Genomic DNA, 22,672 nt, shown 5'->3' with positions numbered 1-22,672 from the left:
GTCCAGCATGAACCCGATCCCGCCCCGACCGCAGCGCACGGGGTGCGCGGGAGCGGCCGAGGACGTGCGATGGAGGTATGCCCGACCCCAATGCCGCCGTCACCGAGGTCGAGGGCCGCCGCCTGCGGCTGACCCACCTGGACCGCGTCCTCTACCCGCGGACCGGCTTCAGCAAGGCCGCCGTGCTGCACTACTACGCGCAGGTCGGCCCCGCCATGCTGCCGCATCTGCTGGACCGGCCGGCCAGCTTCCTGCGGATGCCCGAAGGCGTGGAGGGCCAGCGGTTCTGGGCCAAGCGCGTCCCGCCGGGCGCACCGGCCTGGGTGCGCGGGCTGGACGTCGAGCACCACCACGAGACGCTGCACCAGGTCGTGGTCGCCGACCTGCCCACCCTGCTCTGGGCGGCCAACCTCGGCTGCCTGGAGGTCCACGTCCCGCAGTGGCGCCTCGCGCCGCGCACCCACGACCGCCTGATCGTCGACCTGGACCCCGGCCCGGGGGCGACCGTGGTGGAGTGCTGCGCGGTCGCGCTGGCCGCGCGCGAACTGCTGGCCGCGGACGGTCTGGCGGCCTACCCGAAGACCACCGGCAGCAAGGGCCTGCACCTGACCGTCGCGCTGGTCGCGACGCCCGCCGGGCAGGTCGGCGACTACGCGCGCGAGCTGGCCCGGCGACTGCGCCAGGCGCACCCCGGGCTGGTGGTCGACCGGATGGCCAAGCAGCTGCGGCCCGACCGGGTCTTCGTCGACTGGTCGCAGAACAGCAGTGCCAAGACCACCGCCGCCGCCTACTCGCTGCGGGCCGGAGCCGAGCCGGGCGTCTCCACCCCGCTGGCCTGGTCCGAGGTAGCGGACTGCGGACGAGCCGAGGAGCTGGCCTTCACCCCGGAGCAGGTCGCCGCGCGGGTCGGCAAGGACGGCGACCTTCAGGCGGGCCTGACGGATCCGGCGGCGGCCGGGAGGCTGCCGACCTAGCGGCAGACTGGTATGTCATATTGTACTAATGGATTTCGAAGCAGAGACGCAACTCACCGCGGTCACCGGCCTCTTCGCCGACTACCCCGGCTCCTGGTGGGTCGCGGGCGGCTGGGCCGTGGACCTGCACGTCGGACGGGTGCGGCGGCCGCACTCCGACGTGGACGTGCTGGTGCTGGACCGCGAACTGGCCCTCCTCGCCGAGACCTTCGCCGACCGCGGCCTGCTGCTCACCGACCGGCGCACCGGCGAGCGCCGCCCATGGACACACCCGCAGCCGGTCGAGCCGGGACGCGAGACCCTCAGCCTGGTCGACGGCCCGGCGGAGGTGGAGATCCTGGTGGCCCGGACGGAGGGGCCGGACTGGGTGTTCCACCGCGGCCGGAACTCCCGCCGCCCGCTGACCGGGCTCACCTGGACCGGCTCCGGCGGCCTGCCCTACCTCTCCCCCGAGGTGGTCCTGCTGTTCAAGTCCCGCGACGGCCGGGACAAGGACGACCTGGACTTCCGGGCGCTGGCCCCGCTGCTGACCGCCGAGCAGCGCGCCTGGCTGACCCCGCGCCTCGGCCCGCCGGGAGCGGAGCCGCACCACTGGCTGGCCGAGCTCGCGCAGCGGTGAGTCCGCCGAGGGGGAGACTGGGGGCATGGAGTTCCTCGTCACGATGACCACCCGCGTCCCGGACGGGACCTCGGAGCAAGCCGTCGCGGACATCCGCGCCCGCGAGGCCGCCCGCGCGCGTGAACTCGCGGCACAGGGCCACCTGCTGCGCCTGTGGCGCCCACCGCTGCAACCGGGCGAGTGGCGCACCCTCGGCCTCTTCAGCGCCGCCGACGCCGGGCAGCTGGAGGAGGTCCTGGCCTCCATGCCGCTGCGCGTGTGGCGCACCGACGAGGTCACCCCGCTCTCGCCGCACCCGAGCGACCCCGCCCAGGGGCCTCAGGGCGCGCCGACCACCAGCGGTGGAACCCGTGAGCCTCTCATCCTCGACGCCACGGAGCTGACGTCCGATCCGGACCTTGCGGCCCGGTTTGCGGAGTCGGCCCACAAGATCCTGACTGACCTGGTCCGTGCAGGTGCTGCACTTGGCTGGGTCGAACCTCCGTCGCGCGATGAGGTGTCGAAACTCCTCGACCATGTCGTCTCCGCGGCGAACGCCGGTGATGCAGCCCTGCGTGCCGCTTACCTCGACCGTCAGCTGGTCGGGCTGGGGTACTGGCTGCGCTACGCGCGACCGACCCATCGCCCGCACGCCGACCTGGAGAAGATCGCGGTGGATGCCGCTGCCCATGGTCACGGCATCGGCCGGGCACTCACTGCCGCCTTGATCACTGACGCCAGGCGGGCAGGAATCGAGGTCCTCACCCTGGACGCCCGTGGCGACAACGGCAACGCCCTGCACCTCTACCGATCGCTGGGCTTCAGCGAATACGGCCGTCTGCCCGACTTCGTCGCTGTCGGCACCTGCCGCTACGACAAGGTCCTCTACATGCTCGACTTCCGCCAAGAGGAGGGGTGCGCGTCCTAGGCGCTGCGCAGGTGGTGCGCTTGCGATTCCACGGCCCGGCCGCGATCTCGCGCTCAAGTCATGGCCTGACTCTGCGGAGCCGGCTCCGGATGGCTCGTAGACTGACGGTCACGTTTGGAGGGGCATGGTGGGTGGGAATTCTGGCTGGCTTCCGCCGCTTCGGGCGGGCCGTCAAGCGGCTGGACGGGCGCTCTTGGAGTGGCTGACCGACGAGCGGGCGCCGGCACTGTGCTGGGTGTCCGGTGCGCCGGGGAGCGGGAAGTCGCATCTGCTGCGCTGGTTGGCCTCGGCCGCCGGTGGACCAGGAGCAGATGGGACGGTGCGTCCGGCGGTGGCGTTGTCGCTGGCCGGACTTGGCCTGGAGGGCACGGTGGCCGTGCTGTCGCGCCGGCTGGGCGGCAGCGCGCGGACGGTGGAGCAGTTGCTGGAGGTCCTGGACGAGCGGCCGGGGCCGCGGTTGCTGGTCCTGTGGGACCTGGACCGGGCCGAGGAGCCCGCACGGATCGTCACCTCGCTGCTGGGCGTGCTGTCCTCGGTTCGCGGCCTGCGGGTCGCGGCGGAGGCGGCCGTGGTGGAGCGGGTCGGGTGTTGTGGAGCCGGTGCCGTGGCTCCGGCGGTGCTTGATCTGGATGATCCGCGGTGGACGGATGCGGCCCGGTTCGAGCGCTGGTACCGCAAGCTCGCGGGCGACCAGGCATTCGGCGCGGACCGGGTGTACCCGAACCCGGGGCTGGCCCGCCTGGCGGCCCTGGTCCCCCCGGAAGTCGACGGCCGTGGTGGGGTGGCGGCCGCGTGGTGGGCGGCGCTGCCGGGCGAGGTGCGGGCGGCGGTGCTGGCGCTGGCGCGGGCCGGAGTGCCGTTGACTCGGGCGCAGTGGTCGGTGCTGGCCGGCGCGGCCGTGGTGGAGCGGGCCGCCGCGCTGGTTCCGTCTCTCATCCCCGCCGGGGATTCCTGGTTCGTGCCGGCCGCCTGGGTGGGCGAAGGCAGCGGCGTCCGGGACGAGGACCGGGCGGCTGTGCCGGCGCCCGGTGAGGTCGTCACCCGCACCCTCCTTGCTGATTCGGGCGACGGAGCGCTGCCGCAGGCCGATGAGGCGGGGCTTTTGGGCCTGCTGGTGACGGACGTGGTGCGCAGCGGAGCTGACGCACCGTGGTTGGCGGATCCGGCGTTCGTGAGCCGTGCCGGTCCGCGCGCCGTGACCGCCGCGTTCGTGGCCCGGCCCAGTGAACCGCTGGCCACGGCGTGGCGGCGGGCCGCACCCGCGTTGCTCGACGAGACGCGGGCGTCGGTACGGGCGGAGGTGCTGCGAACCCACCTGCTGGGGCCCGGCCACCCGGTCGCCCGCCCCACCTCCAGCACGGTCGGCTGGCAGGCGCGGTGGGCGCTGTGGACCTTGCCCGAGCGGGCGCAGGCGGTTGTGGCGGGGGAGTTGGTGGTGGCCGCGCTGGGCCGGGGTCCGTATGCGGGGTGGGTGGTGGTGGCCGACGAACTGGGGGATGTGTTGCTGCTCGACGCCGTCACGGGGGCGCAGGCGCCGCCCCGGTGGCCGAAGGTGCCCAAGCGGCTGCGCTCGCTGGTGTGCCGGTCGGACGGCACGTTCGCCGCGCTGGACGAGGCGGGTGCGCCGCGGGTGCTGTTCGGCGCGGAGCCGGAGCCGTGGGGCGGGTCGGCGGCGAGCGCACTGGCCTGGCTGCCGGCCCGCGGCGATGGGTGCGGTTCGGTGCACTGGCTGCCGAGCGGGGCCGGCGAGGTGCTGCACACCGGGCCGGTCACGGCGTTGGACGGTGTCCCGCTGCCCGAACACGGTCCGGTGGGCGGCGAGGAGGCGGTCCTGTTGGTCAGTGGCGGGGCTGATGGGCTGGTTCGGGCTTGGAAGCCGGGCCACGTGCCGATGCCGAACCCGGTGGACTCGCACACGTGCCCGGTCACCGCGGTCGCCATCGCCGCGGGCCCGCGTGGCCTGGTCGTGGCCTCGGCCTGGGCGGACGGCCTGATCCGGATATGCTGCCTGGCCGAGCCGGGCAGGACGGTCGAGCTGCGCCTGGGGGCGGCGGCCCGAGATCTCCTGGTCGACGACGCGGGCCACGTCCTCGCGCTGCTGCCCGACGGGCTGGTGAGCGTGGCCATCACCCCGTGATCACCCGCACATGCTGTCTTCCTCGTCCCCCTTTTCCCTACGCGATCGGAAGTGTGATGACGACCCCGCTCGAACCGCCGCTGACCGAGGCCATGCGCGAGCAGGCCCGCAGCCGACCCGGCCAGTGGCTGTACTCCATCGATCCGGCTTTCGACCCGAACGGGGCGGTGCCGCCGTACGGGGTGATCGGGGCCTGGCAGGTCGACCACGACGGCACGGTGCTCAGCTTTCAGCACAACCCGGACTACCAGCCCTCTCCTCGGGCGTTGGATCTGCCCGAGCCGCAGAACGCCGCCGAGGCCGCGCTGCAGAACGCGGCCACCGGCCACGGAAGCGAGGGCGATCTCATCGCCGCGCTGCTCGACACGCCGCTGCTGCTGCGGGCCGATGCCGAAGTCGGCCCGCAGGTGGTCGCCGGCGAGGGGGGCCGGAAGGTTCTGCAGGCCTGCACCTCTGCCCAGTACCTGCCGTCCACCTGGCCCGGCACCATCACCGTGACCGGCCGTGAACTCGGCACCGCCGTCACCGGACTGGACGTGTGCCTGAACCCGGGCAGCCGCATCGCGGTGACCCTGCCGGTCGACGAGCTCTCCGACCGGGCCGGGGCCTGAGCGGTCTCACGCGCGGGAGCGGCGCTGCTCCAACCACTGGTTGTAGGCGGCCTGCTGCTCGGCGACACTGACGACGAGCTCAGCCGGAGCGTCGTCGAAGATCGGCACCAGCGGCTGGTTCCCGCCCACGGCGTGCGGCAGGAGCAGGTAACCCTCCTCACCACCCGCCCCGCGCAGCATGCCGCTGGGCCAGACGTCCCTGCGCGCTCCCGCCAGCGCCAGCAGCCATCCCAGCGGCTCCAACTGCAGCCGCACCTCCACGAGCGCGCCGAAGGCGTCCCCGCGCGTGCTCCCGACCACACCCCAGGGGCCCTGCGCGCGAACCGTGTACATCTCGCGCTCGTCCTCGGCCCAGGGGTCGCAGTGACAGCTGACATGGCAGCGGACCACCGCACCTGCCGGCCCCAGGGCCAGGGCGTCCGGGCGGTCGCTGCGCAACTCGGTACTCATGGGGGATACCTCCGTGGCTACCCCGGCCCAGAGACCGGGAGAACAGGGGGACGAGAGAGGGAAGGGGAGCGGTGAGGTCCGCTCCCCTAGGAGCCTTGGGCACGGGTCCATCCCGGCGGCAGTCCGGCCGGGTTCGGGGCCGCCGGGGGCGGTGGGGGCGGTGCCCCGGGCGCACGCGGGACGTAGTCGGGGTTCGGGTGCCAGGCCATGCGTGTGGATCCGTCGGGTCCCATCTCCCAGGCGCCCTTGATGAACTCCGGGCGGATGCCGCCGGGGAAGACGACCTCCTGCTCGCCGGGGTGCGGCGAGAGCTCTCCCAGCGTGGCGTTGACGTCGATACCGCCGGGAGCGTCGAACTCGTACTGGAACCGCCGCAGAAACTTGGCACTGATCTCGGGTACCTTGCTCGTCCCGACGAACGCGGAGTCGTAGCCACCGTTCGCATACCTCAGCAGGTCGGTCTTGCCGGTGTCATGGGGCGCGAACCCCTCCTTGAAGGCCTGCTCCGGGGGCCGGTTGGCCATGCGGTAGAGCGGCCCGTTGGTGTCCCGGAAGACCGGGGTGTGGGAGATCGCGTCGATGTCCACGTTCCGGTCGACGGCCACCGCCAGCGGGTCGGTGTTGGCGGGCACCGCTGCCGGGGCCGGGGCGGGGTGCGCCGCGTCCTGGGCAGCGTCCTTGGCGGCGTTCTCTCCGGCGCTCCTGCTGGCGTCGATGCCCACCGACTCGGCGGCGGTGGCGGCTTCGCCGCTGCCGCCGGTCAGGGCGCCGAAGGCGACGTTGGTGAGGAGTTTGCCGCCGGCCTCGAATGGGTCGGAGCCCCAGCCGGAGCCGACCAGGGACTTGACCACGTCGATGGGGTGCATGTCGGCGTGCACCAGGCCGGCGGCGGTCTGGTTGACGTGGTCGAGGTAGGTGGCGGGGTGGGTGATGTTGTAGACGTCCATCGGGTCCAGGCCGCGCCCGAAGTTCACGATGTCGGCGGCGCCCTTGAAGATCCCGCCGTACAGGTGCGCGCCGCCCATCACGCCGCCCTCGGCCAGGTCCATCGAGTCCAGCTTCATCCGCTGGGTGAAGCTGGGCGCGGTCGGCGCCGTGGCGGTGGCCGTCTTGAGGGCGCTCGCCGCGCTGTCGGCGGCGGAGTCGCGTCCGGCGCGGGCGGCACGCAGCAGGTCCTGGGCGTGGGTGAGCTGGTCGGTGCTCGGGTCGTGGAAGGCGCCAGGATCGGTGGGCTTGGGGCCGGGGTCGGGGTTGCTCTTGGCGGCGTCGTTCCACCGCTTGGCGGCGGCGTTGTAGCTGTCGACGCTCGCGTTGTAGGCGTCCTGGGCCTGCTGGTGAGCCTTCTTCGCGGCGTTGTACGCGTCGATGGCCTGCTTGGCCTGGCCCTGCGCCCAGGTGACGGTCTGCGAGAAGCCGTCCAGCGCCGTGGCGGCGGCCGCGCACGCGTCGGCGGCGGTCAGCCACAGCGCGGGATGCGGCTCGAACTTGGCGCGGAAGGCGTCGGCGGCCTGGCCCTGCCAGTGCGAGGAGTCCAGCGCCTGCAGGCCGCTGCCGGTCTCCTGGAACGCGTCGTGGAACTTGCGCAGGTGGGCGGCCGTGTCGGTGAGCGCCTTGGCGTCGCCGTGGACCAGGTCCTTGGGGTCGTCGGACTGCCCGAGCTGCTTCTCCCCGACCTGCGCGCCGAGGTCGTCGGCGACGCTGTCGCCCCAGGCGTCCACCGTGTGCGCCGCGTCGTGCAGGCCTACGAAGTCGAGCATCCCGCCCACCGTGTGGGCGTTCTGGTCGATGACCCTGCCGACCTGCTTCTTGCCGTCCTTGTACAGGCCTTCCAGGCCGTCGCCGACGTCGTCCAGGAACCCCATCAGCCCTTACCCCCCGGCTTCGGGGCCGGCATGAAGGCCCCTGGCAGGCCGGGCACGGGAACATGGCCCTCGATGTCCTTGCCCTCCGCGGCCCACGTCTTGCGGGTGTCGGCGGCCGCCTGATCGAACGACGCCTTCGAGTAGTCCGGGTTGGTGACCTGGGTGTACGGGTTGTTGTCCCAGGTCTGGCTCCAGGACTGCTTCTCCACCTGCTCCTGCGTCAGGTCCGGGTTGCCGATCGCGGCGTTGACCACGTCCTTCATCACACCGGAGGCGTACTGCTCCTGGTCGTAGTACCGGCCCGCCGACAGGCCCAGCCGGTCGGCGATCTCGGTGCCGTCATGGACCAGGGTGCGAACCCCCCAACCCCACCGGCCGCAGAAGTCGTCCAGCGCCGACTGCAGGCCCGCGTTGCCGACCTGCATCCCCGTCAAAGAGAGGCTGGAGAAGCCGCGGCCCACCTCGGCGCTCTCATCGATCCCCAGCGTCTTCAGCTCGGCGACCGCGTCGTTGATGCCCTTCGCCGTGTTCTTCAGCGCGTTCGGATCGACCTGGTACGAATCAGCCACCGGACACCGCCGAGGCGGGCAGCAGGAACGGCGCCGGGCCGGCCACGTCCAGCGCCACACCGGCCGCAACGCCCAGTGCGGGAACGGCCGCATCCAGCACGCGGGAACCACGCACCGTCAGATACGCCACCTCGCCGTCGATGCCGCGCGCGGACGCGAAGCGGGCCAGTGCCGCCTCGCTGGTGAACGCGTACAACCAGCGCACGCCCTCCGCGTCCCCCGCCAGCGGCTCGCCCGAACGCGTCGGCAGCAGGACCAGCGCGGCGCGAAACTCCGACAAGATCCCCGGGCCGTCAATCAGCCCCGCGTGCAGCGCCGCCAGACGCTCCGTCAACCCCACCTCGACCCCTCCCAACTGCCTCACCTGCCCGACAGGCTATTCGATCGCACAGACACCGCGGCAGGCACCTCGGGGCGCGCCCCGGTTCGCAAGCAGCCGCAGCATCGATCCTTTTGACTGCTCCCCCAGCTGGGGTGTTGACGAGTAGCTGACCGGCACGGGAAGGCAGCGAGCGAAGATCGCTTCCCGTACGGCGAGTGATTGCTTCCTGAAACGAAGCCGCTACAGGTCGGGCCCGCAGCGGGTCTGAGCTTCATGGTGCCCTGAAAGTGGGACCTGGCCTCTTCAGCTGCAGGGCAGGAACCGGGGCAGAGCGCTCCGTTGATGCATCAGCACGGCCGCCTACGGGAGGGGCATGTCGTGCGGGATGTCGCACCCGTCGTATCGCAGGTGCAGCCGCCGCAGGTCTTGCAGTGCGGCGAGAGGAAAGGGGTGGAGCACCCACTTCGCCCGGTAACCCTCTTCACCGTGGAGCCGCAGCACCGACTGTGCGGCCTCCACGACGGCATGGCTCAGGGCGCCTCGGTCCTGCCTCGAACTCCAGACGAGTGCGCCGTGGTCGTCGGGGGCATCGAAGCTCGCCGACATGTCCGGGAACCTGTAGATCTCGATGTCCACATCCCGCCCCAGTCCTCGAAGAACCCACCTGATCTCGGCCGGTTCGAGGTCGAAGGAGAACCTGTGGACGGTGCCGGGTGCGTAGAGATCCGCAACGCCGTCAAGCAAATCGGCAAGAGCATCCGTGCAGTAGCTGACGACGTCCTTGCGTTCCGCTGATCCGTCGGCAACGCGGCATGTCGCCCAGCCGGATCCGCTGAGTTCCCAGCTGAACCGGAGATCAGCCACCAATTCCGCCCTCTCCCCGTACTTTCGCGGCGCCCAACGCCTGCTGCTGCTCTGCATCTTGCCGGAACTCCCCCAGCAGCCGGAAGAACTCTTCGACGGGTGTGGCACCGTCCGGTGTCAGCCGTTCGATCTCGGCGGCCCAGCCGAGGGGACTCGATCCTCCAATGTGTCGCCAGAGCCACGTGCTGAACTGGTGACGTCCGGCCGACGGAGGATCTGGTGGCCATGCTCAGCTGGATCGACTCCTCCGATCTCTAGCTGATCGGACACAGGCACAGCGATACGGCTCAGTGCGGCTCAGTCCCACCAGAACTCCCAGTAGTGGGTGGCGATCAGCCGCTCCGCGTACGCGGCCAGGGCGTTGCGGTGGCTGTTCTGCCAGACGTTGTCCGGGCAGAAGGCGAAGTGCTCGGCGGCCACGAGCTGGGCGTCCTCGGTCGTTGTCGGCGGTGCGGCGACACTCAGGTGGAGGGTGGCGGGACCGACGGCGACCACACGTGCACCGAAGCGCTGCTCCCAGCCGCGTACGACGGCGGAGAACTTGGCGGTGTCGTTGTCATAGTTGACCGGCCCGTCCCAGCCCGCGACGGTGAGCGCGTCGGAGCCCGTTGCGGCGGCGACGAGTCCCAGCCGCGACTGCGGCCGGCGGGAGGCGAAGTGTTCCGCGTATTCGGCGGCCATCTCGTCCGGATCGATTGGTGATGAGGAACTGGACGCAAGGCCTGGCCATAGTTGGCCGAAGGGGGCGGTGACGGCCAGACGCTCTTCCGGCGAGAGCACGTCGTCGTCCTCGTCGTGGGCGGTGTAGTCCTTCCACCACTTCGCAAGTAGTTCGGCCGGGTCGTGGGTGTCGGGCGAGGACATCCGCTCAGGGAACACTTCACCCGCTCCCCAGGGCCGGAAGTCGGTGTCGAAAGGATCCCTGGAGTCGAGAAGCAGCGGCCACAGGCCCGTACTGGCGTGGTCGGCGTGTATCCGCTCCCACAGTCCGGCGGAGACCGGCCCGTCGCTTAGCCAGAGAGTCTGCTGCTCTCCGTCGCCCTCGTCCGAGGTGATCATCCGGCCGGGTGGGAGGGGAATGTCGACGAACGAGAGGGGTTCAGAGTTCATGTGGCCGGATGTTAGTCGTGAGATCTGACAGCTCCGGCCTCAGAAGCTCCCGCACAGCTCGGGTGCCAGGACACCGCCGAGCTTGGCCCTGCCGCATCCGGTGTCACCGCAGGTGGATAGCCTCCGGCGGGAAGGGCGGCTGATGGGAGTGGACGTGGACATCGAGGAGATGCTGGACCGGCTCGGCGCGGTGATCGGGCCGCCGCCTGCGGGCGGAGTGGTCCCGGTCCCGTGGGAGCTCGGGCCCGAGGTGCTCGGTTTCCAGCTGCCCGCGGACTACCGGGCGTTCGCCGACCGGTACGGGATGGTCAGCATCAGCGACGAGCTGCACATCTACACACCATCGACAGAGCTCGGCCCCTACGTCGGTGGACCAGTCGGCTTCGAGGGATTCCTGTACTTCACGACGGAGCCCTACGGATACTGTGCCTGGCTGGCCGAGGTCTACCAGGATGGGGACTACGACGAGTGCCCGTACCCGTTGTTCCCGGCCGAGGAAGGGTTGCTGAAGTGGGGCAACAACTGGAACTCGGACCATTTCTTCTGGCTGATGCGGGGCCCGGACCCGGACCGGTGGCCGGTGGCCGCCAAGTTCGACTCGATGCGGGAGTGGGACCTGTTCGAGGGCGGCTTCCTGGAGTTCCTGCTGGCGGCGGTGACGGAACAGTATCCGTACCACGGGGACGTCGTTCCCGGCGGGACGAAGCAGGTGGGTGACGGCCGTGCCTATCGCTTTGGGGGAGACTGGTCGAAGAACCTTCGGCACTGAATCCGCGGACACGGTCAACGGCTCCGGGTGGCTCCGGCTCGGTGACCTGGCAAGCCGTTGTCATACCCGATTGCGGCAGCTCGGTCGGGTGGTTTTGTCGCGTGCCGGGCATGAAGGCAGGGCCTCTGGTGCAGCTCGGGGTTGTCGAGACCTTGAGCGCGCCAGGAGGCCCTGTTGTCGCTGTTGTACGCCCTCACGCCGGCCGGATCCAACTCTGCAGCCCGTACGTGTGACTGCCTCGCTCACCTGTTCGGGAACGCCGGCGACCGGAGTCGCGTGGATTTCCGCGACTGGTATCTGAGCTGGCTGTCCCGGGCGACCGCCCAGGCGCATGGGGCACGGCAGTGGGGAGATCTCGGGCGGCGATGACCAGCTGGCGCTGTCCACAACCCGCTGATTCAGGCACTGCGCAGGTGTCGTCCGCGTCCGGTTGGGGTGTGTTCGAGGGCGTCTTGGAGTTGGTCGCGGGTCATGGTGGAGCGGTGGGGGATGTCGAGGTCGGTGGCGCGTTTGTACAGCTCTGCCTTGGTGAGCGAGTCCAGGTCCGACTTGGCGGTCTTGGCCTTGCTGGTGGTCTTGTGCGCGGCTGCGGCCTTGGGCTGAGGCTGCTGGGCGGAGGTGCTCTTCTTCCCGCTCGCGCCCTTGGGCGCGCGCGCCGACGCCGGCGGTTTGCGGCTGTCGCCGGCTTCGTCGGACGCGTCCTCGGGTGACTGACCGGCGTTGGCGAGGCTGCGGTTGAGGATGTCCATGAGGTCGATGACGTTGGTCGCCTCGACCGGGCCCTCGGAGGCCGCGATCTCGCGCCCTTCGGCCTTCGCCTGGACGAGCTCGCGGACCTGTTCGCTGTAGGTGTCGTGCCACTGCTCGGGCTCCCACTCCAGGGAGAGCATGTCGATGAGCTGCTCGGCCGCCGCGAGTTCGAGGTCGGAGACCGCGATGTCCTCGTCGGGGAGGTTGTCGACCTCGTGCTGGGGGTCGCGGACCTCGTCGGCGAAGTGCATCGTGTGGGCGGTCAGGATGCCGCCCTCCGCCTTGACCGCGGTCAGATAGGACTTCCCGCGCATCGCGAACATCGCCAGGCCGGCCCTGTTCCGCCGTTCCATGGCCAGCTGGAGCAGGCGGTAGACCTTGGAGTACTCCTTGCCCTTGGGGCCGATGTAGTACGTGGTGTCGAAGTAGATCGGCGCGACCTGGTCCAGGTCGACGAAACCGGTGATCTCGATGGTCTTGGACCGTCCGGGGGAGATCTGCTCCAGCTCGTCGGGCTCCACGATGACGTACTCACCCTCGGCGAGCTCGAAGCCCTTGACGATGTCGCCGAAGGCGACCTCCTCGCCGGTGCGCTCGTTGACCCGCTTGTTGCGGACCCGGTCGGCGGTGCCGCGCTGGATCTGCCGGAAGGAGACCCCATGGGACTCCGTGGCGGAATAGAGCGCGATGGGCACGGTGACCAGCCCGAAGCTGAGCACTCCCGTCCACAGCGGTCTGGCCATAGCCGCTACCTCCAGGTGCTGACCGGTGCTGACCGGTGCCTTCCATGGTGCTCTCGTTCCCGTCCCGGCGCCGCCGCACCTTAGACTGCGGACCTGCCGCGGGACGCAGCGGCCAGTGGGGATTGGGGACGCATCGGCATGGGCATACGCCTGCTCGGTCCGGTCGAGCTGCGGCTTCCGGACGGAAGCCCCGCCGAGGTGGCGGGCGCCAAGCGGCGCGCGGTGCTGGCCCTGCTCGCGCTCGAACTCGGACGCAGCGTCCCGGTCGAGCGGTTCTTCGAGATGCTCTGGGGTGAGGATCCCCCCGCCCAGGCCCGGGCCGCGCTTCAGGGGCACGTCGCCGCGCTGCGCAAGGTGCTCGACGGCACCCCGTTCACGCTGCAGACCCGGGCGCCCGGCTACCTCCTCTGCGGGGAGGCCGAGCTGGTGGACGCCCGGCGGTTCGAGGAGCTGGTGGCCCGGGCCGAGGGCCTGGCCGACCGGGCCGAGGCCGCCGAGCTGTGCGACCGGGCGCTCGCGCTCTGGAGCGGCGCGGCGCTGGCCGACCTGCCCGACACCGAGCTGCGCCGCGCTCTGGCCGAGCGGCTGGACGAGACCAGGACCCGGGCCCTCACCGTCTGGGCGCAGTGCCTGCTCGGGCTGGGCCAGGGGGTCGCGGCGATCGCGGCCCTGGAGCAGCAGGTCCGCTCGGACGGGCTGCGCGAGCAGACCGTCGCGCTGCTGGTCCGCTGCCTGCACCAGGCCGGACGGTCCTCGGCCGCGTTGAACGCCTACCACCTCGCGCGCCGCCGACTGGACGAGGAGCTGGGGGTGGCCCCGGGGCCGGCGCTTCAGGCGGCCCTGGCGGCCGTGCTGGCCGAACCGCCCACCGCCGATTCCGCCGTCCGCGCGGGCCGGGCCGGGGTTGGGCCCGGGGCGAGGGCTGGGAGCGGTGAGCGGGTCGGCGGCCCGTTGCGGCTGGTGCCGGTCCAGGCGTCGAGCCCGGTGGCAGTGGCGGTGGCACCGGCGGCGGTGGCAGTGGCGGTGGCACCGGCGGCGGATCGGGGCGGCTCTCCCGGCGGGCGGCCCGCCGTCCAGTCGCTGCCACGGCAACCGCTCGGCTTCGTGGGCCGGGCGGCGGAGTCGCAGTGGCTGGACGGCGAGTGCGGGGCCGACCGGGTCGGCAACGGACTCGCCGTGCTGATCGGCCCGGCCGGCGTGGGCAAGACCGCCACCGCCCTGCGCTGGGCGCACGCCGCCTCCCCCGGGTTCCCCGACGGGCAGCTCTTCGTCGACCTGCGGGGCTTCGACCCCGCCGGTCCGGCCGGTCCGGACGAGGTGCTGACCGGATTCCTGCGGGCGCTGGGTCTGCCGGAGGACTCGATCCCGGCGGACCCGGCCGCACGGGCCGCGCTCTACCGCGAGGAGACCGCGCGACGCCGGCTGCTCGTGGTGCTCGACAACGCGCACAGCGCGGCCGAGATCTCCGAGCTGCTGCCGGCCGGACCCGGCTGCGCCACCGTCGTCACCAGCCGCGGCACGCTGGAGGACCTGGTGGTCACCGAGGGTGCGGCGATGCTGCGGATGGAGACGCTCAGCGAGGACGAGGCGCTGCACCTGCTGGAGCGGATGCTCACACCGCAACGGGTCCGGGCCGAGCGGGAGGCGGCCGTGGAGCTGGTGGCGCTCTGCGACCGCCTCCCGCTCGCGCTGCGGATCGCCGCCGCCAAGCTCGCCGCCCGTCCCGCGTGGTCGCTGGCCGACCTGGTGGCCGAACTGCGGGACGAGCGGACCCGGTTGACCGCACTGGACACCCGCGGAGGCGCCGGCGTGCGCACCGGGCTGTTCCTGACGTACTGTCAACTGCCGATCGAGGCAGCCAGGTTGCTGCCGCTGCTGGCCGTCCACCCGGGGGTCGAGGTGGACACCTGGTCGGCCGCCGCCCTGCTCGACACCGACCAGCAGGCCGCCCGGCAGGCGCTCGGTGCGCTGGCTTCCTATCACCTGCTGGTGGAGAGTTCCCCCGGACGCTACCGCCGCCCCGACCTGATCCGGCTCTACAGCCAGGAGTTGAGCGCCAAGCGCGGAGCCGCCGCACAGCAGGCTGCCGCCGGACGGCTGTTGAAGCACTACCTGGCCACCGCCCACCGCTCGGCCACCGCTCTCCAGGCAGCCGGGCAGTTCCTGGAGTACCTGGAACTGCCCGAGTACCCGTCGGACCGGCTGCCCCGACTCGACGACCCGCGGGCCGCGCTCGACTGGCTGCACGCGGAGCAGTCCGCGATCCGCGCCCTGCCGACCGCGACCGCAGCCGCAGGCACAGCCGCAGACCACCCCGAACAGGCGGCCCGGCTAGCCGAGTTGTGCGCCGCACTGAGCGAGATCCAACCGCCGGGTTGAGCGGCGGGGCTCAGACGGCCTGGGCCCGGGCGGCGGCGAGGACCGGCCGCATGGCCCGGATCGCGTAGAAGTTGCGGGACTTGACCGTCCCGACCGGCACGCCCAGGACCACCGCGGCGTCGGCCACCGAGCGGTCGTTGAGGTGCAGCTCCACCAGCACGTCGCGGTGGTGCGGCTGGAGCTGCGCGAGCGCGAGCTCCATGTCCCAGGCGGACAGCACCTGGTCGAACGGGTCCTCCAGGACCGTGCGCTCCTCGGGAGCCTCGTCCGCAACCTCCTGGGCGCGGGCGGCGGCCATCCGGAAGTGGTCGATGGCGATCCGCCGGGCGACCGTGAAGAGCCACGGGCGGCTCTGCTCCGCTCCGCGCGAGATCGCCTCGGGGTGCTGCCAGGCCCGCAGCAGCGTCTCCTGGAGGATGTCCTCGGCCTTGCCGCGGTCGCCGCTGGTCACCCGCAGCAGGGCGCGCAGCAGGTAGGGGCCGTGCAGGCGGTAGATCTCCGCCAGGGTCTCCTGGTCGAGAGTGGCCCGCCGCACGACCGGCGCCACCGGGGCAACCGGGGCGTCGTCGGCACTGGGGGTACAGCTGTCTGTCACGTCGAGGGTCTGCATGGTCACCGCTCTTTGCTTCACGCCGGCACGAAACGCATCTGGGAGGCCAGGGCCGCACGCGTTGAACGGCGGCTCCCCCGACCCGGCAGAGGAATCGTGTCGGGCGGCGCCAACAGCCGCCCAAGGGAACGCCAACGTCCGCCAACGTTTGCCCAAGGGCCGACGTTGGGCATACTGCGGCAGAAAATTCGCGGCGAATCTGCAACCGATCGTCACTGCTGGACCGTCAGAGCAAGTAGCAGGCGCTGCACGCCGTCCTCACCGAAGCGCTCGATCAGCACCGCCACCCAGTGCGCCGCGAGCTGCCGCTCCCGCGCCGTCCAACCGGCCGCCGACGGGTGCTCGTCGATGACCAACGCCTCGGCGATCAGCCGCAGTTGGACGGACGGCAGATCGACCGGCCGGCCGGCCGTACCGCGCCGGGCCAGCGCCTCGGCCGCCGCGATCACCTCGGCGGCCCGAGCCTGCGGCACCACCAGCCCTCCGCCGAAGTCCGGTCCGCCCAGCGGCGGATCGCCCGGGGCCTCCTCGGCCGCGGTCTGACCGGCCAGCAGGCCGGCGATCAGCTGACGTATCGTCAGTTCGCGCTGGGCGCGATCGTCATCGTCGGGCAACACGTCTGCCGCCCCGGTCCGACGTCCACGCCGAGCCCACCCCTGACCACCCGTCTCCATGCCGTGCTGCCGTCCGACCACCGGCCACCGCTCGGACGAGGGCCGCTACGGGTAGAACGTGTCCGGCGGCCCACGGGTTCACCCCCCGGTCACGAACCAGGGCCGCTGTGGCGGGCAGCGGCCGAGCTGAACGCCACCCCCTGCCGCAGCCGTTCAGCTGACTGGACGACGGGGCGGCGACAGGAGGCAGCAGATGGCAGGCGCAGGCGGCGGAGCAGCGACCGTGCAGCGATTGGACCCGGAGGCCGACTGGGGCCTCGCCCCGGACTACACCCCCGTCGACCGGTCGCCCGCGGTGGCGCCGACCACGCTTCCCAGGCCCGACTGGACCGAGCCGCTGGACGCGCTCGGCACGGTCCTGGTGCCGCCGGAGGCGCGTCCGGTGAGCTGCCGGACGACTCCGGAGGCGGCGCCGGCCCCGCCCGTACCTCCCGCGCCGCTCGCGCCGGTGGCGCCGCCGCGCAGTCCGCTCGGCCTGGCCGCCGCCGTCGAGCTCAGCCCCGAGCGCCTGCTGCGCCGTCCGGCGCAGCGCGCTCCGCTCGGGCGGCTCCGCGGGCTCGGCGGGCTCGGCGGGCTCGGCGGGCTCGGCGGGCTCGGCGGCGGTGGCGAGCAGGAGCGGCTGCGGAAGCTGGCCGCCGTCCGCACGCCGCTCAGCCGGTGCTACCGGATCGCGGTGATCGCCCTGACCGGCGGCATCGGCACCACTTCCGCCACCCTGGCGCTGGGCTCGACGCTCGCTGCCGAGCGCCCCGACCGGGTGATCGCCGTCGACGCCGCCCCGGCCGCCCCCTCCCCCGGCGCGCTCGGCCTGCGCACCCGCGACCTCAGCACCGCCACCCTCGCCGACCTGCTCGCCGCCGCGCCCTCGATCACCGGCCACCGGGACATCCGCCGCTTCACCGCACAGAACGCGAGCGGCCTGGAGATCCTGGCCCACCCCGCGCCGGACGGCGACGCACCGCTCGACCCCCGCGCCTATCAGCAGGTGATCGGCCTGCTGAGCACGCAGTACCCCGTGATCCTCACCGACTGCGGCGCCGGCCTGCCCCCGCAGGCCCTGCACGGCGTACTGGACGTCGCCGACCAGGTGGTGGTCACCGCCGGCACCAGCCTGGACGGCGCCGACAGCGCGAGCCGCGTCCTGGACGGGCTGGTGGCGAACGGCTACGGCGAGCTGGCGCTGCGCGCGATCACCGTGGTCTCCGGCGCCGCCCGCGGTAGCGGTGGACGGCGGGTCGGCACGGACGAGTTGGCGGCCCACTTCGCGGCCCGCTGCCGGGGCGTGGTGGTGCTCCCGTTCGACGACCGCCTGGCCACCGGCACCGAGCTGGAGCCCGCCCGCCTGCGCCCCAGGACCCGCCGCGCCTGCCTGGACCTCGCCGCCCTGGTCGGCCAGGACATGGTCCGCGCCCAACTGGGCACCGGCAGCTGGCCCCCGCCGCTCGGCTGACCGGTCCCGGTCGGTCTACCCCGCGTACGGCGAGGCGACGGCCGGCACCGCTGCCACCGCCTCGCCCACCGCCCGGCCGTGCGGCAGCATCGGCGGCTCGCCGTCGTACGGGTGCGGCCGGACACCTCGGTCGCGGCGTGCAGCCGGCCGAGCTGGGCGTCGTACCCGCGCAGGCGAAGCGCTACGAGGCGCCCGGGCGCCAGTTGCGGCGGCGGCCTCGGGGGAGGACCACGGCTGCGCAGCCGACCAGGAGGGCCATGCCCAGGGCGCCGCCAGCGACGGCGGCGGCCTGGCGGGCTGCGGGTTGCGGCGGGGCCGGAGGCATCGCCGTTGAGCCGGTGGGGGGTTGCGGATGCGGGGTGGCGGGGGCGTGTTCCTCGGGGAGGACTGCGGAGACGGCGGCGACCGGGTCGACTGTGCCGTAGCCGAGTTGCGGGTCGGGCAGCGCCGTGCCGGGGTGGTAGGCGGTGGCCTCCAGTCGGTGGAGCAGCTGCTCCCTCGTCAGGTCGGGGCGGTAGCCGAGCACCAGCGCGGCCGTGCCGGCCACGAAGGCGGCGGCAAAGCTCGGTCCCGAGCCGGTGAAGTAGCCGACGCCGCCCGGGCCGACGCTCATCACCGCGTCGCCGGGGGCCGTCAGGTCGACCCGCGGGGCGGGAGCGGCGGACGGGGAGGGAGACGGGGACGACGGCGGGCTGCCGCCCGGACCGAGGTCGCCGACCGCCAGGACGTCCGGGTCCGTCGGCGGCTGGGCGGCCGACGCCGCGCCGGCGGCCGAGCCGCTCGGGTCCGGTACGGACGGCGCGATCACCAGCGCGCCCTTGCCGTCGGCGTAGTGCAGCGCGCTGCTCAGGTCGGCGTTCCCGGCCGGGAGCGGCACCGCGAGGTCGATCACCCGGGCGCCCGCGTCGGCGGCCGCGCGGATCCCGCGGGAGACCTGGTCGACGGCGGTGTTCCCGACGTCGTCGGTGACGGCGACGGCGAGGATCCGGGCCCCGGGCGCGACGCCGGCGAAGCCGAGGCCGTCCTGCCGCCCGGCGGCGATCAGTCCGGCCAGGAAGGTGCCGTGGCCCACGCAGTCGCGGCCCGAGTCCCCCGGGCCGTACTCCCGTGGGCCGAGCGCCAGTCGGCCGCCGAGCACGCCTGACGTACCGTCAACTCCCGATCCCAGCACGGCCACCGTCACCCCGGCGCCCTGGCTGAGCGGCCAGGCCGCGTCCGGGCGCAGGAAGGTCTGCGCCCACGGGGTGCGGTCGGTGGTGCGGGCCGAGGAGTGCACGCAACCCTGCTGCTGGAAACCGGGGTTGGTCTGCGCGATGCTCGGCAGCGAGGACGGCTCGGCGCCGGCTGACGCAACTGCGCTCGGCGTGGGCGTGTCGGCGAGGGCGACGCCCGGGGCGAGCGGCACCAGCAGGAGTGCGGCGAGCGCCGCCGAGGTGGCACGGGGGGTCATGCCGAACTCCCCACCCGGTGCGCCGGGATGTCCTGCGGGAGCAGCAGGCTGAGCTCGGCGAGGTCGTCGATCTCCAGTCGGCTGAGCCGTCCGGCCTGCCGGGTGACCATCGACTCCAGGGTCTGCCGGGCGAACCGGCCGTTGCCGAAGGCCCGGTCCCGGGGCACGGACCCGAAGAGCGCGTGCAGCGCCTCCAGCGTCTCGGGCGCGCAGACGTAGCCGGCCGTCTCGGCCTGGAGCCGCACGATGGTGGTCAACTCGTCGTCCGTGTAGTGCTCGAAGGCGATCTCGCGGGAGAACCGCGAGGCCAGACCGGGGTTGGAGGCCAGGAAGCCCTGCATCTCCTCCTGGTAGCCGGCCACGATCACCACGACCTCGTCGCGGTGGTCCTCCATCAGCTTCATCAGCGTGTCCACGGCCTCCTGGCCGAAGTCGTTGCCGCTGCCACCGCGCGGGGTGAGGGTGTACGCCTCGTCGATGAACAGCACACCGCCGCGGGCCCGTTCGAAGGCCTCCTTGGTGAGCTGCGCGGTGTGGCCGACGAATCGGCCGACCAGGTCGGCGCGGGCCGTCTCGATCAGCTGGCCGCCGCTCAACACGCCCAGCTCGGAGAGCAGTTCGCCGTAGAGACGGGCGACGGTGGTCTTACCGGTACCGGGCGGCCCGGCGAAGACCAGATGGTGGCTAATCTTGGCGGTCGGCAGGCCGGCCTCCTCGCGGCGGCGGACCTGCTTGATCAGGTTGACCAGGTCCTCCACCTGCTCCTTGGCGGCCGGCAGGCCGACCATCGCCCGCAGCTGGTCCAGCAGTTCGGTGCTCGCCGGGACCGGCTCCCCGCCCGCCTCCTGTGCGAGCGCGGCCGCCACCGCCGCCGCGGCCTCGGCGCCGACGTCCAGCGGGACGAGCTGCGCGAGGTCCGCGTCGCCCACCTCCGAGAGCAGCGCGAGCCGGGAGGCCTGCCGGTCCACCATCTCCTCGAAGACCTTGCGCGCCGCCCGGCCGTTGCCGAAGTCGGCGCCCTTGGGCATCCGTTCGAAGAGGACGGAGAGCGTCTCGCGGGTGTGCTCGGCCAGTTCGTAGCCGTGCGCGCCGGCCGCCCGCTCCACGATGGTGGTCAGCTCGTCCACCTCGTAGTTGCAGAACTCGACGGTCCGGCTGAAGCGCGAGGCCAGGCCCGGGTTGGAGGCCAGGAAGTCCTGCATCTCCTGGGAGTAGCCGGCCACGATGACCACGATGTCGTCGCGGTGGTCCTCCATCAGCTTGACCAGCGTGTCGATCGCCTCCCGGCCGAAGTCCGGGCCGTTCCCGCCGCCGCCCGCCGACAGCGCGTACGCCTCGTCGATGAAGAGCACACCGCCGAGCGCCTCCTTGAAGACCTCGGTGGTCTTGATCGCCGTGCCGCCGACGATCGCGGCCACCAGGTCGGCCCGGGCCACCTCGGTGAGATGGCCGCTGCGCAGCACGCCGAGCTCGGCGAGGATGGCGCCGTAGAGCCGGGCGACGGTGGTCTTACCGGTGCCGGGCGGCCCGGCGAAGATCAGGTGGCGGCTCATCGGGAGGGACGGCATGCCGGCCTGCTCGCGGCGCTTGGCCAGCTTGTTGAGGTTGACCAGGGTGGCCACCTGCTCCTTGACGCCGGCCAGGCCGACCAGCGAGTCCAGCACCGCCAGCGGCCCTTCGGGCTCCTGGACCGGCTGGACCTCCTGCGTCCCGCCCGCCGAACCGTCCTCGCCGCCCGGCTCGAACGCCCCGCCGGTCTCGTCGAGGCGGCCGGACCCGGTGGCCAGGGCGCTGTGCGCGCTCGCACTGCCGTACGTGTCGGCGCTGACGTTCTCCAGGCTGGTCAGGTTCTCCACCGCGAGGCGGTTGCTGGGCTTGGTCTGCCGGAGCCCGGCCCCCCGGTTGCCGGTCACCACGCAGTCGGTGATCCGGACCGGCTCGGTGGACTCGATCCGGATGCCGTCCAGGGTGTTGTCGAGCAGTTCGCAGGCGTTCAGGCCGGCCCGGCTGCCCGCCGCGAGCATCGCGCCGTGCCGGCGGCTGCCCCGCACCCGCGACCTGGTGGCGGTCAACTCGCCGCCGTCCTCGGCCAGCAGGCCGTCCGCGCCGGAGTCGATCACGTCGCAGTCGCGCAGCGAGCCGATCCCCGCCGGGCCGGCCGAGACGCCGGGGCCGGCGGAGCCGCGTACCGTCGTGGAGCCCAGGTAGGTGTTGCCGCCGTCCTCGATCCGCACGCCCGCCCGGCCCGCCGAGGTGATCTCGGACGCCTCCACCCGGCCCCGCCCGTCGGTCAGCACCTCGACGCCGTGCCCGCGCACGTCGATCACGTTCAGCCGGCGCAGCAGCGGGTTGGCGCCCTCCCGGATGCTCACCCCGGGCCCGGCCACGTCGCGGATCTCCAGCCGGTCGAACTCGGCCGAGCACTCGCCGACCAGCTCGACGCCGACGTCCCCGCAGTCCCGCACCGCGGTCCGGGTCAGCGAGGGCCCGGACGACTCCCCCACCCAGATTCCGGTGCCGTCGGCCCCACTGACCTCGCACTCCTCGAAGGTGCCCCGGGACCGGCCGCCGACGTGGATGCCGTGCCCGGCGCTGCGCGCGGTGCGGCAGCGGCGCAGCGCCGGGTCGGTGCCGCCGGCCAGCACCACGGCGTGGCCCTGGGTGCCGGTGACCGTGCAGTCCTCCAGCACCACCCGGGCGGAGGAGCTGAGGTAGACCCCGACCGAGGTGTCGCGCACGGCCGTGCGCAGAACGCGGGTCGTGCAGTTCTCCTCCAGCGCGATGGCGGGCTTGTCGGTGGCCGAGATCTCGCAGTCCTCGATCACCCCGCGCGCCTCGCCGTTGGCGCAGACGCCGTTGCCCCGCGCGTCGCGCATCACGCAGTTGCGCACCACCGGGTTGGCCCGCTCACCGATCACCACGGCGGAGGTGCCGAGGTGCTCGATCACGCAGTCCTCGATCACGCTGGAGCCGGTCGAGGTCTCCACGATGCCGGCCCCCGCCGGGTTGACCACCCGGCAGCCGCGCATCGCCAACGCCCCCTGCTGGCGCGTCAGTACGGCCGTCCAGGAGTTGCCGATCACCTCGCAGTCCTCCAGCGCCGCCTGCCCGCGCGGGACGTCGACGGTCGGCAGGTCGTCGTCCTGCCCCTGGAGCACCAGGCCGGTCAGCTGCACCGCCTCGGCGACCACCTGGATCACCGCGCCGCGCCGGGGCGCGATCCGCACGCTGCCGCGGACGTCCTCGGCCGTGATGGTCACCATCTTGGTGATCACCAGGTTCTCCTCGTAGCGGCCCGGCCGGACGCTGATCACCGCACCGCTGCGCGCCGCCTCCAGGGCGTCGCCGATCGTGCGGTAGCCGCCGTCCCGCTGCTCCGCACACACCGTCAGCACATGGCGCGTCATGCTCGTTGTCTCCTT

19 protein-coding genes and 1 pseudogene are annotated in these 22,672 nt (G+C 72.7%); 9 read left to right on the top strand and 11 right to left on the bottom strand.

What is annotated here, in order from left to right:
* The first annotated feature begins 77 nt into the window (after positions 1–77).
* The 6 genes and pseudogenes from ligD (at position 78) to P3T37_RS13340 (ending at position 5,248) form a co-directional block, all read left to right on the top strand.
* Positions 78–974 carry a non-homologous end-joining DNA ligase gene (gene ligD / locus P3T37_RS13365; protein WP_280723788.1) on the top strand — a complete coding sequence of 299 codons (897 nt, stop codon included), beginning with the start codon at positions 78–80 and terminating at the stop codon, positions 972–974.
* A gap of 28 nt (positions 975–1,002) precedes the next feature.
* Positions 1,003–1,593, top strand: coding sequence for an amino acid transporter (locus P3T37_RS13360; protein ID WP_280723787.1), 591 nt, complete (start codon positions 1,003–1,005; stop codon positions 1,591–1,593).
* 25 nt (positions 1,594–1,618) lie between these two features.
* A pseudogene (locus P3T37_RS13355) lies at positions 1,619–1,885 on the top strand (muconolactone Delta-isomerase family protein); the annotation flags it as partial.
* 69 nt (positions 1,886–1,954) lie between these two features.
* Positions 1,955–2,500 carry an N-acetyltransferase gene (locus tag P3T37_RS13350; RefSeq protein WP_280723918.1) on the top strand — a complete coding sequence of 182 codons (546 nt, stop codon included), beginning with the start codon at positions 1,955–1,957 and terminating at the stop codon, positions 2,498–2,500.
* A gap of 319 nt (positions 2,501–2,819) precedes the next feature.
* The gene (locus tag P3T37_RS13345) at positions 2,820–4,637 is read left to right on the top strand and encodes a hypothetical protein (protein ID WP_280723786.1); all 1,818 of its coding nucleotides are present in this window, start codon (positions 2,820–2,822) and stop codon (positions 4,635–4,637) included.
* Positions 4,638–4,693: 56 nt separating this feature from the next.
* Positions 4,694–5,248 carry a type VII secretion system-associated protein gene (locus P3T37_RS13340; RefSeq protein WP_280723785.1) on the top strand — a complete coding sequence of 185 codons (555 nt, stop codon included), beginning with the start codon at positions 4,694–4,696 and terminating at the stop codon, positions 5,246–5,248.
* Between the two features lie 6 nt (positions 5,249–5,254).
* Here P3T37_RS13340 and P3T37_RS13335 read toward each other — a convergent pair whose 3' ends face one another.
* The 6 genes from P3T37_RS13335 to P3T37_RS13310 form a co-directional block, all read right to left on the bottom strand.
* Positions 5,255–5,698 (bottom strand): hypothetical protein, encoded by a 444-nt coding sequence (locus P3T37_RS13335; RefSeq protein WP_280723784.1) that lies wholly within the window; start codon positions 5,696–5,698, stop codon positions 5,255–5,257.
* 86 nt (positions 5,699–5,784) lie between these two features.
* On the bottom strand, positions 5,785–7,560 hold the full coding sequence (locus P3T37_RS13330) for a putative T7SS-secreted protein (protein ID WP_280723783.1): 1,776 nt from the start codon (positions 7,558–7,560) through the stop codon (positions 5,785–5,787).
* The gene (locus P3T37_RS13325; RefSeq protein WP_280723782.1) at positions 7,560–8,129 is read right to left on the bottom strand and encodes a hypothetical protein; all 570 of its coding nucleotides are present in this window, start codon (positions 8,127–8,129) and stop codon (positions 7,560–7,562) included. The genes P3T37_RS13330 and P3T37_RS13325 overlap by 1 nt, the downstream gene beginning before the upstream one ends.
* On the bottom strand, positions 8,122–8,463 hold the full coding sequence (locus tag P3T37_RS13320) for an SseB family protein (protein WP_280723781.1): 342 nt from the start codon (positions 8,461–8,463) through the stop codon (positions 8,122–8,124). The genes P3T37_RS13325 and P3T37_RS13320 overlap by 8 nt, the downstream gene beginning before the upstream one ends.
* 348 nt (positions 8,464–8,811) lie before the next feature.
* Complete coding sequence (locus P3T37_RS13315) at positions 8,812–9,372, bottom strand: hypothetical protein (RefSeq protein WP_280723779.1); 561 nt, start codon at positions 9,370–9,372, stop codon at positions 8,812–8,814.
* 240 nt (positions 9,373–9,612) lie between these two features.
* Positions 9,613–10,425 (bottom strand): DUF4253 domain-containing protein, encoded by an 813-nt coding sequence (locus P3T37_RS13310; RefSeq protein WP_280723778.1) that lies wholly within the window; start codon positions 10,423–10,425, stop codon positions 9,613–9,615.
* Between the two features lie 142 nt (positions 10,426–10,567).
* Between P3T37_RS13310 and P3T37_RS13305 the strand changes: the two genes are divergently transcribed.
* Positions 10,568–11,194, top strand: a complete 627-nt coding sequence (locus tag P3T37_RS13305; protein ID WP_280723777.1) for a hypothetical protein — start codon at positions 10,568–10,570, stop codon at positions 11,192–11,194.
* Positions 11,195–11,592: 398 nt separating this feature from the next.
* On the opposite strand, the gene P3T37_RS13300 is transcribed toward P3T37_RS13305, so the two are convergent.
* Positions 11,593–12,687, bottom strand: a complete 1,095-nt coding sequence (locus tag P3T37_RS13300; RefSeq protein ID WP_280723776.1) for a Ku protein — start codon at positions 12,685–12,687, stop codon at positions 11,593–11,595.
* Between the two features lie 138 nt (positions 12,688–12,825).
* Here P3T37_RS13300 and P3T37_RS13295 point away from each other — a divergent pair, with 138 nt between their 5' ends.
* Positions 12,826–15,066: a BTAD domain-containing putative transcriptional regulator gene (locus P3T37_RS13295; RefSeq protein ID WP_280723775.1), complete on the top strand. Its 2,241-nt coding sequence runs from the start codon at positions 12,826–12,828 to the stop codon at positions 15,064–15,066.
* 10 nt (positions 15,067–15,076) lie between these two features.
* On the opposite strand, the gene P3T37_RS13290 is transcribed toward P3T37_RS13295, so the two are convergent.
* Positions 15,077–15,676, bottom strand: coding sequence for a sigma-70 family RNA polymerase sigma factor (locus P3T37_RS13290; RefSeq protein WP_280723774.1), 600 nt, complete (start codon positions 15,674–15,676; stop codon positions 15,077–15,079).
* Positions 15,677–15,888: 212 nt separating this feature from the next.
* Positions 15,889–16,293, bottom strand: a complete 405-nt coding sequence (locus P3T37_RS13285) for a hypothetical protein (RefSeq protein ID WP_280723773.1) — start codon at positions 16,291–16,293, stop codon at positions 15,889–15,891.
* A gap of 250 nt (positions 16,294–16,543) precedes the next feature.
* Here P3T37_RS13285 and P3T37_RS13280 point away from each other — a divergent pair, with 250 nt between their 5' ends.
* The gene (locus P3T37_RS13280) at positions 16,544–17,800 is read left to right on the top strand and encodes a hypothetical protein (protein WP_280723772.1); all 1,257 of its coding nucleotides are present in this window, start codon (positions 16,544–16,546) and stop codon (positions 17,798–17,800) included.
* A gap of 181 nt (positions 17,801–17,981) precedes the next feature.
* On the opposite strand, the gene P3T37_RS13275 is transcribed toward P3T37_RS13280, so the two are convergent.
* Both P3T37_RS13275 and P3T37_RS13270 read right to left on the bottom strand, forming a co-directional pair.
* The gene (locus tag P3T37_RS13275) at positions 17,982–19,250 is read right to left on the bottom strand and encodes a S8 family serine peptidase (RefSeq protein ID WP_280723771.1); all 1,269 of its coding nucleotides are present in this window, start codon (positions 19,248–19,250) and stop codon (positions 17,982–17,984) included.
* Positions 19,247–22,657, bottom strand: coding sequence for a right-handed parallel beta-helix repeat-containing protein (locus P3T37_RS13270; RefSeq protein WP_280723770.1), 3,411 nt, complete (start codon positions 22,655–22,657; stop codon positions 19,247–19,249). Before P3T37_RS13270 ends, P3T37_RS13275 begins: the two co-directional genes overlap by 4 nt.
* Positions 22,658–22,672 lie beyond the last annotated feature (15 nt).

The sequence above is a fragment of the Kitasatospora sp. MAA4 genome (genome assembly GCF_029893355.1).
GTDB lineage: Bacteria > Actinomycetota > Actinomycetes > Streptomycetales > Streptomycetaceae > Kitasatospora.
The sequence above is the reverse complement of the archived record's forward strand: the minus strand, read 5'-3'. Positions and strand labels throughout refer to the sequence as shown.